Origin of the sequence: Mycobacteroides abscessus ATCC 19977 (genome assembly GCF_000069185.1) — a bacterium.
GTDB lineage: Bacteria > Actinomycetota > Actinomycetes > Mycobacteriales > Mycobacteriaceae > Mycobacterium > Mycobacterium abscessus.
Genome location: NC_010397.1, coordinates 3,919,454 through 3,937,089 on the forward strand (window position 1 = coordinate 3,919,454; position 17,636 = coordinate 3,937,089).

General features: G+C 64.4%; 15 protein-coding genes. 6 read left to right on the top strand and 9 right to left on the bottom strand.

Going from position 1 to position 17,636, the window contains the following annotated elements; genetic code table 11:
* Positions 1 to 122: 122 nt before the first annotated feature.
* The 5 genes from MAB_RS19605 to MAB_RS19625 all read right to left on the bottom strand — a co-directional run bounded on the left by MAB_RS19605 (position 123) and on the right by MAB_RS19625 (position 7,329).
* Positions 123 to 2,303 carry a molybdopterin-dependent oxidoreductase gene (locus tag MAB_RS19605; RefSeq protein WP_005112075.1) on the bottom strand — a complete coding sequence of 727 codons (2,181 nt, stop codon included), beginning with the start codon at positions 2,301 to 2,303 and terminating at the stop codon, positions 123 to 125.
* Between the two features lie 92 nt (positions 2,304 to 2,395).
* The gene (locus MAB_RS19610) at positions 2,396 to 3,523 is read right to left on the bottom strand and encodes an ABC transporter ATP-binding protein (RefSeq protein ID WP_005055457.1); all 1,128 of its coding nucleotides are present in this window, start codon (positions 3,521 to 3,523) and stop codon (positions 2,396 to 2,398) included.
* Between the two features lie 150 nt (positions 3,524 to 3,673).
* On the bottom strand, positions 3,674 to 5,053 hold the full coding sequence (locus tag MAB_RS19615; protein ID WP_005080404.1) for an MFS transporter: 1,380 nt from the start codon (positions 5,051 to 5,053) through the stop codon (positions 3,674 to 3,676).
* A gap of 80 nt (positions 5,054 to 5,133) precedes the next feature.
* The gene (locus MAB_RS19620; protein ID WP_005080402.1) at positions 5,134 to 5,730 is read right to left on the bottom strand and encodes a DUF4126 domain-containing protein; all 597 of its coding nucleotides are present in this window, start codon (positions 5,728 to 5,730) and stop codon (positions 5,134 to 5,136) included.
* A gap of 87 nt (positions 5,731 to 5,817) precedes the next feature.
* Positions 5,818 to 7,329: a carotenoid oxygenase family protein gene (locus MAB_RS19625; protein ID WP_005080400.1), complete on the bottom strand. Its 1,512-nt coding sequence runs from the start codon at positions 7,327 to 7,329 to the stop codon at positions 5,818 to 5,820.
* Positions 7,330 to 7,375: 46 nt separating this feature from the next.
* Here MAB_RS19625 and MAB_RS19630 point away from each other — a divergent pair, with 46 nt between their 5' ends.
* On the top strand, positions 7,376 to 8,131 hold the full coding sequence (locus MAB_RS19630; protein WP_005094569.1) for a TetR/AcrR family transcriptional regulator: 756 nt from the start codon (positions 7,376 to 7,378) through the stop codon (positions 8,129 to 8,131).
* A 172-nt stretch (positions 8,132 to 8,303) separates the two neighbouring features.
* On the opposite strand, the gene rplL is transcribed toward MAB_RS19630, so the two are convergent.
* Together rplL and rplJ are read right to left on the bottom strand one after the other, a co-directional pair.
* Entirely contained in the window at positions 8,304 to 8,693 is a 390-nt protein-coding gene (rplL, locus tag MAB_RS19635; protein ID WP_005055422.1) for a 50S ribosomal protein L7/L12, read from the bottom strand.
* Positions 8,694 to 8,748: 55 nt separating this feature from the next.
* On the bottom strand, positions 8,749 to 9,279 hold the full coding sequence (gene rplJ / locus MAB_RS19640) for a 50S ribosomal protein L10 (protein ID WP_005055400.1): 531 nt from the start codon (positions 9,277 to 9,279) through the stop codon (positions 8,749 to 8,751).
* 287 nt (positions 9,280 to 9,566) lie between these two features.
* Between rplJ and MAB_RS19645 the strand changes: the two genes are divergently transcribed.
* From MAB_RS19645 to MAB_RS19660, 4 genes are all read left to right on the top strand, one after another.
* Positions 9,567 to 10,499 carry an alpha/beta fold hydrolase gene (locus MAB_RS19645; protein WP_005112079.1) on the top strand — a complete coding sequence of 311 codons (933 nt, stop codon included), beginning with the start codon at positions 9,567 to 9,569 and terminating at the stop codon, positions 10,497 to 10,499.
* Positions 10,500 to 10,640: 141 nt separating this feature from the next.
* Positions 10,641 to 11,945, top strand: coding sequence for an ABC1 kinase family protein (locus MAB_RS19650; RefSeq protein ID WP_005089011.1), 1,305 nt, complete (start codon positions 10,641 to 10,643; stop codon positions 11,943 to 11,945).
* A gap of 1 nt (position 11,946) precedes the next feature.
* Positions 11,947 to 12,891 carry an alpha/beta fold hydrolase gene (locus tag MAB_RS19655; protein ID WP_005080389.1) on the top strand — a complete coding sequence of 315 codons (945 nt, stop codon included), beginning with the start codon at positions 11,947 to 11,949 and terminating at the stop codon, positions 12,889 to 12,891.
* 179 nt (positions 12,892 to 13,070) lie between these two features.
* The gene (locus tag MAB_RS19660) at positions 13,071 to 13,931 is read left to right on the top strand and encodes a cyclopropane mycolic acid synthase family methyltransferase (RefSeq protein ID WP_005094575.1); all 861 of its coding nucleotides are present in this window, start codon (positions 13,071 to 13,073) and stop codon (positions 13,929 to 13,931) included.
* Here the strand turns inward: MAB_RS19660 and MAB_RS19665 are convergent.
* Complete coding sequence (locus MAB_RS19665; protein ID WP_005094578.1) at positions 13,910 to 15,355, bottom strand: glycerol-3-phosphate dehydrogenase/oxidase; 1,446 nt, start codon at positions 15,353 to 15,355, stop codon at positions 13,910 to 13,912. The two genes, MAB_RS19660 and MAB_RS19665, sit on opposite strands and share 22 nt — an antisense overlap.
* Before the next feature lie 23 nt (positions 15,356 to 15,378).
* Positions 15,379 to 15,996 (bottom strand): TetR/AcrR family transcriptional regulator, encoded by a 618-nt coding sequence (locus MAB_RS19670; protein WP_005089008.1) that lies wholly within the window; start codon positions 15,994 to 15,996, stop codon positions 15,379 to 15,381.
* Positions 15,997 to 16,042: 46 nt separating this feature from the next.
* On the opposite strand from MAB_RS19670, the gene MAB_RS19675 reads away from it, so the two are divergent.
* Positions 16,043 to 17,635, top strand: coding sequence for an FAD-binding oxidoreductase (locus tag MAB_RS19675; RefSeq protein WP_012296700.1), 1,593 nt, complete (start codon positions 16,043 to 16,045; stop codon positions 17,633 to 17,635).
* Position 17,636: the final 1 nt, after the last annotated feature.

Sequence of the window (17,636 nt, forward strand, 5' to 3'; positions counted from 1 at the left end):
GCTGAAATCACATGCGTCCGTGCTGCCAAACAGATTGACGCCTCACACGCCCTCCGTCAAGAGATAGCGCCAGTATTTTCGGCGTTTCTTTCCCGCAACGCCCAGTGCCATTCCCCGCCCCGTCACGCGCGCTGCACCCTGACCGGCACTCCGTTGAGATGCGCCATCCCGGCGAGTGCCTCCAGGTCCTCCGGCCGGCTGGACATCAACAAATTCACGTTGGCGCCCGGGTTGGCGTTCGCGGTACTCCAGCCCGCCCGCCGACGGTGCCCCCAGCCGTGTGGCACGGCCACAACCCCCGGCAGGATGTCCTTGCTGACCTGAGCGGGCAGCTCGATCTCACCGTGCGGCGAGGTGATGGCCAGGAGATCGTCGGTGGTGACCCCAAGTTGGTCAGCGTCATAGGCATGGATGAGCGCGCGCTGCACGCGCCCGCCCCGCATGAGCATCGGCACGTTGTGCATCCACGAATTCTCCGAGCGGGCCTCTCGCATGCCGATCAGGCGCATCGGAAAGCGAGGATCGTGTTCACGCGCCGCCAGCGAGGCCACCTCGGACTCAATATCCTTGTGCTCCAAACGCATCCGGCCATCGAGGTAAGAAACCGATCGCGACAAGGGCACCTCCGGCAGATGCTCGGCGAGCACCTTGCCGTGCGGATAGTCACGGGTAAGCCGGTCGAAGGTCAGTCCTTGACGGCGCAGCCGGAACAGGTCGCCGCCGGCAGACATCCTGATCAGGGCATCGGCGAGCAGACGCGGCTGAAGTCGCGCGCCGAACAGCGCTACCGTTCTGCGCAAGCCCTCGATAAACCGCAGGCCTGGGGTGAGATTCCACAGCCTGCTGGTCAGGTCCTCGATAATCTGCCACTCCTGCCGGGCTTGGCCCGCCGGAGCCACCACCGCCTCGGTGGCCTGCCGGTACGGTGCGGGCCGCAGTGTGGCGAAGGGAATCATGAAATCGTCCCGCTCGTACATGGTGGTCGCGGGCAACACATAGTGGCAGTGCGCCAACGTCTCGTTGAGATAGAGGTCTATCCCCACCATGAGGTCCAGCTGCTCGCACGCGGCCTCCAGCTCGTCACCATTGGGCACCGACAGCACGGGGTTGCCCGCGCCGACGAACAGCGCCCGGATCTGGCCCCGGCCCGGCGTGGTGATTTCTTTGGCCATGATGCCTGCAGGTTCCGAGCCGAGGACCGAAGGGAACCCCCCGACGCGAGAGCGCCGCCGCCGGTACACCGCGCCCAGCAGCGCACCTACCGCCTTCATGGCGAACCGCTCGCCGGGTATGCCGAACGATCCGAACATCGAGCCACCCACCCGGCCCAGATGACCCGCGACGAGATTGACAACATCGAGCAAATACGTTGTCAACGTTCCATTTTGGCCAAGGCAAGTGCCTACCCGCCCATACACCACCGCGCGATCGGCGCCGGCCAGATCACGGGCCAGCTGGCGCACCACGCCGGGATCCACACCCGTCTGGGCCTGGGTCGACTCCGGGGTGAACGGCCTCACCAGCCCCTCGAGCCAGGCGACACCGCGAGCGTGCTGGGCAACCAGCGCCCTGTCCACCAGATTCTCCGTAAACATCACCTGTAGCAGCGACAACAGCAGGAAGGCATCGCCGTCCGGGGCAATGCCGAGCCATTCGAAATCCGCCGCGGTCTCCGTCTTGCGCGGATCGATCACCAACACCCGTCCGCCGCGCTTGACCACCGCCTTCATGTGCTCCCGTATTCGCGGCATGGTGACGCCCGAGCCATGGGACACGACGGGGTTGGCCCCGATGACCACCAACAAGTCGGTGCGGGGAATGTCCGGGACGGGCATTGTCGCGGAGTTCCCGTAGAGGAGCTGGCTGGCGACAAAACGGCTGTTGATGTCCTGCGAACCCGCGGTGAATAGGTGCAGCCGGGAGCCAAATCCCATGCTCAGCAGCAGCAGCCAGAGCACGTGCGAGTAGCTGAACGCGCCCGGGTTGCCGAAGTACCAGCCGATGGCCCCGGAGCCATGCATCCGGTGGATGGCGCGCACGCGCTCGGCGATATCGGCCATCGCCGTATCCCACTCGACCGGCTCGAACTCGCCGGACACCGTACGGCGCATGGGAGTGGTCAGCCGGTCGGGATCGTTGTGCACATCGGCAAAGGCGATGCCCTTCTGACACGAGAACCCCGACGATGCCGGGTTGTCCTTATCGGGACGCAGTGAGAGCAGCTTGCCGCCCTCGACGGTTGCGACCATGCCGCACAACGGCTCGCAGATACGGCAGAACGTCGTTTTCGTCTCGACTGTCATAGTCGGCACCGCTTCCATGCGCATCAACAGGGCTGACCCCTATTTGATAACGCGTGTTCGCAAACATCAACCCCTGTTCGACAGGGGCGTCACTACCCCCGTACTGGCGGGATCTGCCCCGTCGGGGTGTCGTCGTCGCTCGTGTCGATGCTCTGCGTGGGCTGCTCGGCCTGCGGCGGTGCCAGCGTCGCCGTGGTGACACCGGTCGGCTCGTCACCGAAGTCGTGCACCCGGTACTGGTGGGTTCCGGCGAAGCTGTCCTGAATCGCGGCCTGCGCGTTCGGGGGCAGCTGGTGCATGATCTCGCGCACGCGCGCCTGGCGGCGGCCGACCGCCTTGCGCTCGGGCATACCCGGGGTGGCCTGAATCTGCGGGGGCACACCCTCGATCTCCTCGACACCACCGTCGTGGTGTCCGGCGTCCAGGTGCGCCTGCTCCTCGGCCATGGTGGCCTCGTCCTTTTCCTCCGACATACCGATCGGGCCGATACGACGGCCGTTGAGGAACTGCTTGATGACCGGCTCGTCACTGGTCAGCAGCACCTCGCGCGGACCAAACATCACCAGGTTGCGGCGGTACAGCATGCCCATGTTGTCCGGGACGGTGCGGGCGATGTTGATGTTGTGCGTGACGATCAGGATGGTGGCGTCGATCTGTGCGTTGATGTCGATGAGCAGCTGACTCAGGTAGGCGGTACGCACCGGGTCCAGACCGGAGTCCGGCTCGTCGCAGAGGATGATCTGCGGGTCCAGCACCAGCGAGCGGGCCAGGCCGGCACGCTTGCGCATACCACCGGAGATCTCGCCGGGGAACTTGGTCTCATGGCCGGTCAGACCCACCACGTCAAGCTTCTGCATGACGATGTCGCGAATCTCGGATTCCTTCTTCTTGGTGTGCTCACGCAAGGGGAAGGCGGTGTTGTCGTACAGGTTCATCGAGCCGAACAGCGCGCCGTCCTGGAACATGACGCCGAACAGCTTGCGGATCTCGTACAGCTCTTTGGATGAGCACTCCATGATGTTGGTGCCGTCGATGTAGATGGCGCCCTGTTCGGGCCGCAGCAGACCGATCAACGACTTCAGGAACACCGACTTGCCGGTACCCGACGGGCCCAGCAGCACGCTGACTTCACCGGGCGGCAGGGACAGGGTGACGTTCTCCCAGATTCGTTGTGAACCAAAGGACTTAGTCAAACCCTCGACGGAGACTTCTGCACCCACCAGGCGTTCCTTCCGCAACACGCACACTTCGCCACCAACCCGGCCAGGCTGTGGTTCGGATCACTTTAGCGCATGGCCCAGAACTGCATCGCGTTTGCGTCCATACCAGGCGCATTGACTGGCTAACTGTGATAACCAGCCACTACGCCCCTAGTCCGACGTGGATTCGGCGGGTGTCGCGGCGGCCGAGCTACCGCGCCGGCGCTCCACGATGAGCAATGCTCCGGCCAACAGCGCGACAAGCACGACAATCAGCCCGACGATATCGGCGAAGACACTCGGGTGCCCGAGGCCATACCCGGTCAGCAGGTCTATCTCCGCGCGCTGCCGGACGAACTCACCCAGCACCACTCCGAGCGCGGACGCCGTCACCGCCAAGCCACCCACCACGGTCAGCTGCACAGGAGAGACCCCGTGGAACACGGCATAGAACAGGTAGACGGCCAGCGTGGAGATGCCGGCCCCGGACAGCAGCAGGCCCAATATCAAGCCGCTCTCTGTGCTGGCGGCATGCAGTTCGATCACGGTCGCCGCCACGCCGGCCACCAGTAGCACCGTGCCCAGCACCGCGATGAGCGTGCGTTTTCCCGCGTCGATGAGGTAACCGGCGAGCGGGGCGAAGACCAGTCCAGCGGCAAAAAGCGCTACCGGCGGTGCATCTGAGGGCGCCAACTCACGATCGATGGACCACCACATGGCCGCGTGGTCGAAGTCCGCGAACCGCACCAGGAATGTCAGCACGGTGATCGCCAGCAGCGCCGCCAACACGACGGGGCGGGTGAGTACGTCGATGGCGATCAGCGCGGCCGAGCCCCTGCGCCGGGTCTGCGCGAAGAGCCCGCCGAAGGCGCTCAATGCGATGATCCCGAGAATGACCGCCCGCGCCGGCGATGAGTCGTCGACCAGGAGCCATGCCAGCGCGGAGACACCGACCAGCCACAGCAGCGCACCGACGAGGTCGAATGTGTCGAAGGTGCCCACGAACTCGCGATGCGGCTGGGTGAGGACCACCACCAGCACCACGACGGTCGCGGCAAGGATTCCGTACGTGATCGAGCGCCAATTCTGCGGCGAATTGATGTCGAGTATCTGGCCGGCGAGCATCGCCAGCGGGTACATCGCCACCCAAAACCCCAGCGAGAACCCACGTCCCTGTCTCGGCGTCGAATGCAGGACGATCAGCATGGAGGCCACCATGGTCAGTCCGGCGCCCAGCGCCGAGACCAACATCACCCAGGCAAGCAACGTCGCCGATCCCGGTATGAGTGACCCGGCCGTCGACAGGCCCAGAATCACCAGGCCGGTAGCCAAGAAGGTGGTGGGGCGGAAATGATTGCCCAGGCGGGCGAACACGAGCAATGTCACCACGGCGACTATGTCGCCTGCGACGGTCGCCCATTCGATCGTGCCGAGGGCGTCTTCACCTCGGTCGACTCCCCACACCGCAGCCAGACCATGGTCCAGCATGGTCAGCCTCGCCACGAACAATGCAGTGCACGCGATTACCACGTGCCGTACGGCCAGATTCATGTCACCTTCACCCTCTCGTGAGGTCACTCTATGGGCCCCAGCCACATTCGTCCTGCGATAGCGGTGATCGCCGGGGCAACCTACCCGTCGGTAGCGTCGCTTTCCCGTCTGCCACGCGCCCACCGGATCGCCCGGTAAGTCAGCCATCCGAGCCCCGCCAAAAGCACCAGGACCACGAGGAACGCCAGAATCGGCACTGCCAGCGCGAGAATCGTCAACACCAGCGAGGTGCCGTCCTCGGCGGTCGAGACCACGGGATTACCCACGCCGGCAGTGGTTCCGGTCACGAAGGGGCGCGCCACGGTTCGGCTGGCATGCACACCGCCCGCGGTGATCGCCCCCAGGATCGCGGCCACCGCAGGCGGCAGATTCGACGAGAGACTTGTTTCGGCGGTGAACAGAACGGCTCCCGACGCCGGGGCGATGAATGCGCCGATCGCATGCAGAACGGAATCGAGGGCGGGAACCTTGTCACCGATCAGGTCGAGCACAAAGACGACCGCCAGGACTACCAGCGCCGGGGTCGACGACAACCAGCCGTAGGACGGTCCGAGCTCTATCCACCCGAGGCGGTCGGCGGCACCCACCGCCAGCAACGGCAACCAGGCGTTCAGCCCGGCGGCACCTGAAAGCCCGAACGCCCCGAGTATGGCGCTGATGGCCGACGTGATCTCCATGCCACGAGTGTGACGGCCGCCGACGAGTTTCCGCGACGATTTACCGACAGCCCCGTGCCTGAAGTGTCACCAGGACCGATCACGATCTCAGCGCGGAGCCCAGTTGCCGTGGAAGCCTGCCGGAACTCGCTGCGGCAGATGGACGGTGGCCATGAGATCCAGGCTGGTCGCATCGAGCAGCAGCAACTGCCCCTCATCGGACCGGCGGTCGACGGCAAACCCGATGAGCACACCGTCGTCCTCGGCGGCACACGTCGGATTCGGCACGAATGACATCTCCCCCAGCACGATTGCGGGGTCCAGCCGGCTTGAGAGGGTAGATCCGGTCTCGTAGTCGTATTTGACGATGCTCGCCCCCGCCGCTTCTCCGGAGCCGAAGAAGTTCTCGACATCCGGCAGATAGCCGTAGCGGTGCTTCTTGCCCGTGAAAGTCTCGTTGATTCGCGGGAATTCCAGGTGCCTGTCGTCCTTGCGTTCCATATGCACGGTGCCCTTGGCGAGGTCGATCGTCCAGCGATCCAACTGACCCTTGGCATCGCTGGGTCCCAGCACGTCCTGGGAGAACATCGAGTCATACCGCACGAGGTCGATCACGATGACCTCCGCACCGTTGCGCATTTCGGAGTACCCGTTGAGCGGATGGAAGACGTAGCACGGGTCGATCTCGAACCAGCGCACGGGGGCGTGCCGGGAGGCGTCATCGCCCTCGCGCGGCATGACACCGATTCTGGCCGGGTACTTGGGGTTCCACGAATACGGAATGGACGGCGACTTGCCCGAGTACTGACTGGCCTTGGCCGCGATGGGGCCGGGAATCTTAACCTTGCCGATAAGCGAGTTCATCACGATCTGAGCGGGCTTGCGCAGCAGCCGTGGCACTGGCACCGACTGGCTGATCATCGACATGTCCAAGGTGACCGGCAGATCGTAGAAAACGACGTACTTCTCGGTGAGGGTGAAGTCATGCATCATCGGCGCGCCGTGCACCGGGATGTCGACAGTGCGGCGGGCACGGCCATGGGCGTCGATCACCGAGTACTGAACCGTGCTGCCACGGGCGAAAGAGTATGAGACGGCGTGCATTTCACCGGTATCTGGATCGGTGTGCGGGTGGGCGGTGTACCCGCCGGGGAGGGTGCCATCGAAATCGCAGGTTCCGATGGTGTCGAGGTCTTCGGTGAGTTCGTAATTGGCGATCCCCCCTTCGACGAGGGCGAGCGTGCGTCCGGCGTGGCCCAGCACGTTGGTGTTCGGCCCGATGACTCCCATGCCCGCATTCGCGCTGATAGCGGCCGGACGGGTCTCACCCAACGTCTTACTCACCGATGGGGTGCGCACCCAGCGGTTGCGGTACCACTGCGCCTTGCCCTCGCGCAGCGACAACCCGTGCACCATGGCATCGCCACTGAAGAGGTGATACGTGGCCGGGTCGACCTCTGCCGCCGGGTTGGGGCCGTTGCGCAGATATCTGCCATCCAGATGCGCGGGCAAGGTGCCGGTCACCTCGAGGTCGACGCTGTCCATTTCCTGCTGGACAGGCTCCCAGATCCCGGACAAGTACGGGCTTGTGCTGGCGGCTGGTTGAGCTGTGGCGGTCATCGCGTCCTCCAAGAGCTGGCTGGCATAACACTGTTATTACAGTGTTATGGTGAACGTACTCCCGTTGTGCGAACATGGCAAGACCATGAGTTCATCTGCCAGACGAAATAGTGAGGGAACCGACCGGGCGGTGGTCCGCAATCCTCGGGTCGATCTTGTCTCCGCGGCCGTGCGGCTTCTCAACGAACAAGGCCCCGACGCACTGCAGACACGCAAGATCGCTGCCGCGGCGGGCACCTCCACCATGGCGGTCTACACATATTTCGGTGGCATGCGCGAGCTGATCGCAGAGGTAGCCGAGGCCGGACTGCGCCAGTTCGCCGAGGCGCAGGCCGCCGTCGAGCAGTCCGACGATGTGATCGCCGACTTCATGTTGACGGGTATGGCCTACCGCCAGTTCGCGATCGACTACCCCCATATGTATCGGCTGATGTTCGGCGTGACGAGTGCGCACGGCGTCAACGCGCCCCGCAGGAACATGTTCGACACCTCGCACGTGACACCCGAGCACCCGAGCGCGGCCTACCTATTCCGTTGCGTTCAGCGGGCAATGGCGGCCGGACGCATCGACGGCTCCCCCGAGGACGCCGCGAAGGTGGCCGCCACCGCCGCCAAGTTCTGGACGGTCATGCACGGGTTTGTGATGTTGGAGCTGGCCGGATTCTGGGGTGAGGACGGTGCGGCGGTCGGTCCGGTGCTGGCCTCTATGACCACGGACCTTCTTGTCGCCCTGGGTGATACACCCGAGCGATTGAACAGTTCGGCAGCCGCGGCCGCGGCGCGGCTCGCGCCATCGGCCTGAGGCTCACGAAAGCCGTCGTACCCGAAGGGCCGAACCAGATGACGGTCACGTCGTCGAATGTGCCGATTGTGTCGATTCTGCGCAGATTCTCGACCGGATTCGCACACTCGCGCATAGCAACTGGCCCCGGACGTCCGTGGACGTCCGGGGCCAGTTTGTAAGGTACTGCGAACTACTTGACGGTGACCGTCGCGCCGGCGGCCTCGAGCTTGGCCTTGGCGTCGTCGGCAGCCTCCTTAGCGACCTTCTCCAGCAGCGGCTTGGGGGCGCCGTCGACCAGGTCCTTGGCTTCCTTCAGGCCCAGGCCGGAGACGATCTCGCGTACAACCTTGATGACGCCGATCTTCTTGTCGCCGGCGCTCTCCAGGATGACGTCGAACTCGCTCTGCTCTTCGGCAGCGTCAGCGGCGGCCGGGGCAGCGCCACCGACAGCGGCAACGGCGACCGGAGCGGCAGCGGTGACCTCGAACTTCTCCTCGAACGCCTTGACGAACTCGGACAGCTCGAGCAGGGTCAGCTCGGCGAACGCGTCAAGCAGTTCCTCGGTGCTCAGCTTTGCCATAATTTTGGTTCCTTCCTTGATTTACAACAGGTTTGGGTTTGGGTTACGCGAACGCTTACGCGGCGCTCTCTTCGCCGGCCTTCTTCTCCTGAAGAGCGGCGGCCAGGCGTGCAACCTGAGACGCCGGGGCGGCGAACAGCCCGGCAGCCTTGTTGAGGTTGCCCTTCATCGCGCCGGCCAGCTTGGCCAGCAGCACCTCGCGCGATTCCAGATCTGCGATGCGCTCAACCTCGGCAACTGACAGAGCGCGGCCATCCATGTAGCCGCCCTTGATGATCAGTGCCTTGTTGTCCTTCGCGAAGGTCTTGATGGCCTTCGCTGCGTCCACGGGCTCACCCTTGATGAACGCGATTGCCGTTGGGCCGGCGAACAACTCGTCCAGACCCTCCACACCGGCGTCCGCAGCCGCACGCTTGACCAGCGTGTTCTTGGCAACGGCGTAGGTGGCGGAAGCTCCGAGGGAGCGGCGGAGGGTGGCCAGAGCGGACACCGACAAGCCGCGGTACTCGGTGATCACGGTCGCAGTCGAATCCTTGAACTGCTCGGTGATCTCGGCAACGGCGGTGACCTTGTCAGTCTTGGCCATGTATTGCCTCCTCATCTCGTTTCGGTCGCTACACCTGGGACAAGACGGTCCGAAGATCGAGAAGGCATCTGAAACGACAAACGCCCCGACGCAGACAGGTCGGGGCGTGAAGAACTACGGACTTTTGATCCACAGGTCGTACCTCGTCCTCCTGCGTGGGCCGTCAGGACGAATCCTGAACCTTCAACCTCTGACGAGGTGACCGACGGTCTTCGGTGGAGCTGGATTAGGTTACCGCAGATGAGGGCGATCATCCAAAACGGCCCAAACTCCCGTGGTATCCAGGAATGGTGCCGCTGTCCTCCGAAGTTCCCACCCGATCGGGCATCGCACGCAACGGCGATGTCGAACTCTTCTACGAAGACCTGGGCAACCCCGGCGATCCCGCCGTCGTCCTTGTCATGGGAGTGGCGGCCCAGCTCCCCATGTGGCCGGACGGGTTCTGCCGTCAGCTTCTTGACCAGGGCTACCGGGTGATCCGGTTCGACAATCGCGATTGCGGACTGTCCACCAAGCTGGACGGGCAGAAAGCGCCCGGGTCGGTGCAGCGCCGGGTTGTGCGCTACGCCCTCGGCATGGGCAGCAAGGTGCCCTACACCCTGATCGATATGGCCGAGGATGTCCGCAGCCTGGTGGACCACCTGGGACTGGAGAAGGTGCACATCGCTGGTGCCTCGATGGGCGGCATGATCGTGCAGGTCTTCGCCGGTACCTACCCCGAGCGCGTCCATTCGGTGGGAATCATCTATTCGGCGACCGGGCGCCCCTTCTCACGGCTGCCATCCTGGGAGTTGATCAAGACGGCCCTGAACGCCCCCGGGAAGAACGCCACTGCCGAGGAATGGCTTGAGTTCGAGGTGAACAACGGCATCGTCTACAACGGGCCCGACAATCTGCCCTCTCGGGAGCAGCTGCGGCAACGCATCCTCGATCACCGCGCTCGCAGCGACTACAAAATCGGCACCGTACGCCAATTCGACGCCATTCTGGGGACCGGCAGCCTGCTGCGCTTCACCCGCGCCGTCGTCGCGCCGGCGGTCGTCATCCATGGCCGCAACGACCCCCTGGTGCCGTATCAGAACGGACGGGTGGTGGCCAAGAACATGCGCAACGCTCGTTTCGCCCTCATCGAGAGGATGGGACACGATCTCCCCGAACCCGTCTGGAAGCCCGTGACCAGTGAGTTATTGACAACTTTTGAGTGTGCCGTACAGGACTGACTAGGGCCATGCGGGCATGATGCGGCACACTTGCATTTCATGACTGCGCAAGAACGGTCCGGCAGGAGTGCCGGTGAGGGCCGCGGAGCCGCAGGGCCGGCGGCATCGAGCCGAGGACGTCAGGTAGCGCCACTCGGGCGCGTGGCCCTGCTCTCCGAGGCCGCACGGCTGGGCACCACCGGCTGGCAGGTCGCCCGCACCGCCGGACGCGTGCTGGGCAAGCTCACCAAGAAGGGCAGCCTCGAACAGAAGTTCATCGCCGAGCTCCCGCAGACCTTCTCCGATCTGGGGCCCACCTACGTCAAGCTCGGTCAAATCATCGCCTCCAGCCCGGGTGCCTTCGGCGAGCCGCTGTCTCGGGAGTTCCGTGGGTTGCTGGATCGCGTGCCACCCGCGGACCCCGCAGCGGTCCGTGAGCTCATCATCGCCGAGCTGGGATCCGAACCGGAGAAGCTGTTCGCCTCCTTCGACACCGAACCGTTCGCGTCTGCCTCGATCGCCCAAGTGCATTACGCCACGCTGCATTCCGGCGAGGAGGTGGTGGTCAAGATCCAGCGTCCGGGAATTCGCAAGCGGGTGGCGGCAGACCTGCAAATCATGAAGCGCGGCGCCGCGCTACTGGAACTGGGCAAGGTGGGCCGAATGCTCTCGGCCCGCGATGTGGTGGACGACTTCTCCGGGAACCTCTCCGAGGAACTCGATTTCCTTGCCGAGGGTCAGGCCATGCAGACCTGGGTAGAGCACTTGCACACCTCGTCTCTCGGCAAGAATATCCGGGTTCCGGATGTGCATTGGCACTACACGACGTCCAAGGTGCTCACCATGGAGCGGGTACACGGCATCCGCATCGACGACGCACCGGCGATTCGCAAGGCGGGATTCGACGGCACCGAGTTGGTCAAGTCGCTGTTGTTCTCGGTCTTCGAGTCCGGTTTGCGCCAAGGCTTGTTCCACGGCGACTTGCACGCGGGCAATCTTCTGGTCGACGACGAAGGCCGAATCGTGTTCCTGGACTTCGGCATCGTCGGCTTCATCGATCCCCGGACCCGCTGGCTGCTACGCGAATTGATCCACGCGCTGCTGGTGAAGAAGGACCATCGCGCCGCAGGCAAGATCGTGGTGATGCTGGGCGCCGTCGGCAATCCCGGAGATGCCGAGCAGGGCACTCAGGACATCCAGGCCTTCGCTACTCCCCTGACCATGAAATCGCTTGGGGACATGTCTTATTCAGAGATCGGCAAGCAACTCTCCACGCTGGCCGAGCAGTATGACGTCAAGTTGCCGCGCGAGCTGGTGCTCATCGGCAAGCAATTCCTGTATGTCGAGCGCTACATGAAGCTGCTGGCGCCACGCTGGCAGATGATGGACGATCCGGAACTCAAGGGCTACTTCGGCAATTTCATAGTCGACATCAGCCGTGAGCACAACCGCGAGGGAGATATCTGAGATGACGGCCAGCACCGCCACGGTCGGCGATATCGAGCTGTGCTACGAGGAGTTCGGCAATCCGGCCGATCCCGCGGTGTTGCTCATCATGGGCATCGGGGCCCAGATGGTGTTCTGGCGCCCCGAGTTCTGCCAGCAGCTCGCCGATCAAGGCTATCGGGTGATCCGGTTCGACAACCGGGACTGCGGCCTGTCCACCAAACTGGACGGTGTACGCGCCGGCGGCGGCTCACTCATTCCCAGTATGGCGAAATTCCTTGCCGGAGTGAAGATCACGGGCACCGCGTACACACTGGTGGATATGGCCGGCGATGCTGCCGGGTTGCTCGATCATCTGGGCATCGAGCAGGCACACATCGTCGGCGCCTCGATGGGCGGCATGATCGCACAGGTGTTCGCCGCGGAGCATCCCGACCGGACCGCGACCGTCTCCATCATCATGTCAAGCAATAACCAGCCGTTCCTGCCGCCACCCGGCCCCCGCCAACTGATGGCCCTGCTGAAGCCGCCGCCCGAAGGCGCCAGCCGCGAGCAGATAATCGCCAATAGCGTGCAGGTCGGCCGGATCATCGGTAGCCCGAAATACCGCCAGTCTCAATCAAAGTCATATCTACACGCCGCCGAGTACTATGACCGCAGCTACTACCCCAAGGGGTTCTCCCGGCAATTCGCCGCGATCATGGGAACCGGTAGCCTTGCGCCATTCGACAACCGAATCACTGCTCCCGCATTGGTTTTGCATGGCAAGGCCGATAAGCTGATGCGTCCGTCGGGCGCCCGCGCCATCGCCCGGGCCATTCCCGGTTCACGCCTGGCACTGATCGACGGGATGGGCCACGATCTGCCTGAGCCGCTCTGGAACCACATCATCACCAAGCTGACCGAGAACTTCGCTCGATCGGAGCCGGCAGCGGAAACACCCGAATCCGAAGCCGCGGGCCGCTAATTAGCTCCCGTAGGGAACGATTTTCGCGCGCTCACATCGCTTGTTAATTCTGCACGGATTCCTTGTCGCTGCCGTGATCGTGCTCTAGCCTCTGCACGAGACACACAGCCACATCAAGATCCAATACTCGCCCGCGCGCCGTTCGGGGCTCCGCGCCATCTCTCTCGAGAGGCCGTCGCATGTCAAAACTGACTCCAAAGTTCTCGGACGTACAGGCCCACTACGACCTGTCCGATGACTTCTTCGCACTGTTCCTCGACCCCAGCAGGACGTACAGCTGCGCGTATTTCGAGCCAGAGACCCTCACGCTGGAACAAGCCCAGCAGGCCAAGATCGATCTCGCGCTCGGAAAACTGAACCTGGAACCCGGTATGACGCTGCTGGACGTGGGGTGCGGCTGGGGTTCGACCATGAAACGCGCACTTGAGCACTACGACGTGAACGTCATCGGCCTGACCCTCAGCAAGAACCAGTTCGCATACGTCAATACCCTGCTGGACTCCGCCGGCAGTTCGCGCAACTACGAGGTCCGGCTGGCCGGCTGGGAGGAATTTGAGGGCACCGTCGATCGAATCGTCAGCATCGGCGCCTTCGAACACTTCGGCCATGAACGGTATGACAGCTTCTTCGCGATGGCGCACCGCGTGCTGCCGTCCGACGGAAAGATGTTGTTACACACCATTGTCAGCCACCACCCGGACGAGTGGAAACGCATGGGGATTCCCCTGCTGATGTCACGAGTCCGGTTCATCTACTTCATCGGTACTGAGATATTCCCTGGTGGGCGTTTACCTTCCGTACCCATGGTGGATAAACACGCGGCATTGGCGGGCTTCCACATCACTCGTCATCACTCGCTGCAGCCCCACTACGCCCGAACCCTGGACTGCTGGGCCACGAATCTGGCGGCTCATGAGGACGAAGCCATTTCGGTTCAGTCCCAAGAGGTTTACGACCGATACATCAAGTACCTGACCGGGTGCGCCGAGGGTTTCCGGGAAGGCTGGATCGACGTGGTTCAGTTCACCTGCGAAAAGTAGGAATCGACCAGGCGTTGTACCGCGCCGATCGCCTGGTTCTTGTCGACAGGTACCAGCCCGATCCGGGTGCGCCGGTCCAGGATGTCGTCGGCGTCGAGGGCACCCTCATGGGTGAGCGCGAATTCGACCTGCTCACGGGTGATGTCCACGCCTTCGACCAGTCCGGCACCGGCGGCACCCGGCCAATCGTCCACCACGGCCAGATTCTGTGTCACGCACTCCGAAGCCGCCAGCGGGCGGCGCTGAAGTCCAGCGTCGAGCGCGTCCTGGGCCATCTTGCGATAGGTGGTCAACTTGCCACCCACCACGCTGACCACCCCGGACTCCGACACGCGCACCGCGTGCTTGCGGGAGAGATCGGCAGTGGCGGAATCATCACCGTCGAGCAGCGGCCGCAGCCCCGCGAAACGACCCACCACGTCCGTCTCGGACAACGACGTCTGCAGCACGGTGTTCGCGGTGTCGAGGAGGAACCGCTCCTCGGCGGCAGAGGGTTCGGCCACATCGGGCACCGGGCCGGGCGCCGGCTCGTCGGTGAGCCCGAGGTACACCCGGTCGTGGATGGCGGGCAACGCGAACACGAACCGGTTGATGGTGCCGGGTACCGGAACGGTGAGCGCCGCGGAGAGACCACCGAAGCTCGCCGCCCGAAACACCAGATGTGTCCCGCGACTGGGCCGCAGTTTGATTTCGCGATCAACCTGTCCCGCCCATACGCCGGCCGCGTTGATCACCAGCCCCGCCCGCACCCGGATGGCATTGCCGGTCAGCCTATCTCGCAGCACCGCGCCATCGCCGGTGACCTGCTCGGCCGCCACCCGGGTGAGAATGCGGGCTCCCAGCCCGGCCGCCGTACGCGCGATCGACACCACCAATCGCGCGTCGTCGACGAGTTGCCCGTCGAAGGCCATGAGCCCGCCGCGCAGTCCGTTGCGCCGCACCGTTGGAGCGCGGCGAATCACCTCACCGGCATTAATGGCGCGCGAACGCGGCAGCACCTCGGCCGAGGTATGCGCGAGCTTGCGCAGCCCATCTCCGGCAATGAAGCCCACCCGCACCAGCGTGCGACTGAACATGCTCACCGCCGGGTGCAACGGAACAACCTGAGCGAGTGGGTGAATCAGATGCGGGGCGGTACGGGTCATCAAAATGTGTCGCTCCACCGCGCTCTCCCGCGCGACACCCACTTGCCCCGAGGCCAGGTAGCGCAATCCGCCGTGCACCAGCTTCGAGCTGAATCGGCTTGTCCCGAAGGCCAAGTCGTGCTTTTCGACCAGCGTGACGCGCAGACCGCGACTTGCCGCGTCAAGTGCCACCCCGACCCCGGTGATGCCGCCGCCGATGACCAGAACGTCGATCGGTGCGCCGCCGGACAGCGCGTCAAGGTCGGCACTGCGGCGGGTGCTGTTGAGCTGGGTTGTCATGAATCCTCCTAGCGGGGGGCAGATCAAGCTTTGAGATATCCGTCGATGGCGGTAGCCAATTCATCCACCAGCTCGTCCGGCGACAGAATGTCGGCGACGATGCGCGCGGACTGCAACACCGACTGGCCGATGAGAAGCACCATCGCCGCCATCTGCTCTGGGATCCCGGCGCGAATCGATCCATCGGCCTGCCCCTCGACGATGAGCATCGCGGTCCAGCCGATGAGCGCGCGCTGACTGGTCCCCAATCGCTGCACGATGTAGGTCAAGAGCAACTCGGGGTCGGATCGCAGGATCGCTGCGAATATCGAGTGTTCACGCACCTGTGTCACCAGGCCGGTCACCGACCGGACCAACCGCTCGCGCGCACACCCCCGACCGGTCGCGGGCAGGATCGAGCCCATCTCCCGGGTGAGCAGTTCGGCAACCAGGGTGCGCACGTCGGGCCAGCGCCGATACACCGACGGACGGCTGACCCCAGCACGCTTGGCGACCTCCACCAGGGTGGTGCGGCGCACCCCGAATTCGGTGACACACGACAGTGCGGCATCCAGGATGCGTTCGGTCACGGGATCGGCCGAGGCCTGCGCGTCCATCGCCTGAACCGTCACGCCACCTCCCGCATCCACCAGTGGAGCCACAACAAACCTGCGTTACAACTTGTCATCGTATGTAATACTGTAACGCATGATGGAGTGGGACGCCTGGGGCGTAGCCGAAAAACGACAGACTCTCTCACCACAGGTGAAGGCGCTCTTGGCCTCGGCGCTTGGCATTCCCGAGCGCGAACCCGTCCATCGCGACGAATCACACGTCACTCTCACGCCCAACTCCCTTACCGATGCCCAACGCGCCGCGCTCGGCGGTCTGCTCGGCGCGGAGCATGTCAGCACAGACCACGGCGCCCGGCTACGGCATTCGGGAGGTAAGAGCACCCCGGATCTGTTGCGGCGCCGCTCCACTGGCGTTCAGAACGCCCCCGACGCCATCGTCTACCCGGCCTCGCATGATGAGGTGTCCGCCCTGCTGACACTCTGCGAAGAGCAGGGCATCGCCGTCGTGCCGTTCGGTGGGGGCACCAGTGTGGTGGGCGGGCTGGACCCCGAGCGCGGTGCGTTCGGGGCCGTCATCGCTATCGATCTACGCCGCATGTCGGGCCTGCTCTCCCTGGACGAGGTGTCGGGTACCGCCGTGCTACTACCGGGCACCACCGGCCCCGAAGCCGAAGAGCTCCTTGGTGCTCAAGGGTTTTCACTCGGACACTTCCCGCAGAGTTTCCGATTCGCAAGCATCGGCGGATTCGCCGCCACGCGCTCGTCCGGCCAGGCCTCCAGTGGCTATGGACGCTTCGACGCCATGGTGGATGCCGTGCGGATCGCGACTCCTCGTGGCGACCTCAACCTCGGCAGGGCCCCCGCGTCTGCGGCCGGGCCGGATCTACGCCAGCTCTTCCTGGGCTCCGAAGGCGCACTGGGCATCATCACCGAGGTGACGCTGCGCGTGCACCGGCTGCCCGAGGAAACCTGGTACCAGGGTTGGTCCTTCCCCTCCTTCGAGGCCGGTGCGCAGGCCCTGCGCACCCTCGTCCAGTCCGACGCCGCACCCACCGTGCTGCGACTTTCCGACGAGGCCGAGAGCGGACTGAACCTTGCTCTCGCCAAGGACATTGGCGGCAAGAACCCGGCCGCCGGGGTATTGGCGATCACCACCGTCGAGGGCACTCACGGGCACGTTGCGGCCCGGTCAGCCGAGGTGGCGGCGGTGCTCTCCGCGGCGGGCGGCACCGCCCTCGGCGATGAGCCCGCCAAGGCCTGGGACCATGGCCGCTTCGACGCACCGTACCTTCGCGATGCACTGATCGACGCCGGCGCCGTGGTGGAAACGCTCGAGACCGCGACATCGTGGCAGAACCTCGCCAACCTACGCACGGCCGTCACCACGGCACTCGCCGAGACGCTTGGTGCACAGGGCACTCCCCCACTGGTTTTGTGCCACATCTCGCACACCTACCGCACCGGGGCGTCGCTGTACTTCACCGTGGTGTGCGCGGCCGCCGAGGATGCGCTGACTCAATGGGGCCGGGCGAAGCAGGCCGCGGGCGACGCCATCGTCGCGGCCGGTGGCACCATCACACACCATCACGCTGTCGGGCGTGACCACCAGCCGTGGCTTGCCGACGAGGTCGGCGAACTCGGCATCGAGATCCTGCAAGCGGTCAAACGCACCGTCGATCCGCGGGGAATCCTCAATCCCGGCAAGCTGATTCCCGTGCAGGGGTAGC

Coding starts and splice junctions, on each gene's coding strand:
- MAB_RS19625 (WP_005080400.1), bottom strand. CDS start 7,329: ATGACCGCCACAGCTCAACCAGCCGCCAGCACAAGCCCGTACTTGTCC.
- MAB_RS19605 (WP_005112075.1), bottom strand. CDS start 2,303: ATGACAGTCGAGACGAAAACGACGTTCTGCCGTATCTGCGAGCCGTTG.
- MAB_RS19660 (WP_005094575.1), top strand. CDS start 13,071: ATGTCAAAACTGACTCCAAAGTTCTCGGACGTACAGGCCCACTACGAC.
- MAB_RS19675 (WP_012296700.1), top strand. CDS start 16,043: ATGATGGAGTGGGACGCCTGGGGCGTAGCCGAAAAACGACAGACTCTC.
- MAB_RS19645 (WP_005112079.1), top strand. CDS start 9,567: ATGGTGCCGCTGTCCTCCGAAGTTCCCACCCGATCGGGCATCGCACGC.
- MAB_RS19630 (WP_005094569.1), top strand. CDS start 7,376: ATGGTGAACGTACTCCCGTTGTGCGAACATGGCAAGACCATGAGTTCA.
- MAB_RS19655 (WP_005080389.1), top strand. CDS start 11,947: ATGACGGCCAGCACCGCCACGGTCGGCGATATCGAGCTGTGCTACGAG.
- rplL (WP_005055422.1), bottom strand. CDS start 8,693: ATGGCAAAGCTGAGCACCGAGGAACTGCTTGACGCGTTCGCCGAGCTG.
- rplJ (WP_005055400.1), bottom strand. CDS start 9,279: ATGGCCAAGACTGACAAGGTCACCGCCGTTGCCGAGATCACCGAGCAG.
- MAB_RS19615 (WP_005080404.1), bottom strand. CDS start 5,053: ATGAATCTGGCCGTACGGCACGTGGTAATCGCGTGCACTGCATTGTTC.
- MAB_RS19665 (WP_005094578.1), bottom strand. CDS start 15,355: ATGACAACCCAGCTCAACAGCACCCGCCGCAGTGCCGACCTTGACGCG.
- MAB_RS19620 (WP_005080402.1), bottom strand. CDS start 5,730: ATGGAGATCACGTCGGCCATCAGCGCCATACTCGGGGCGTTCGGGCTT.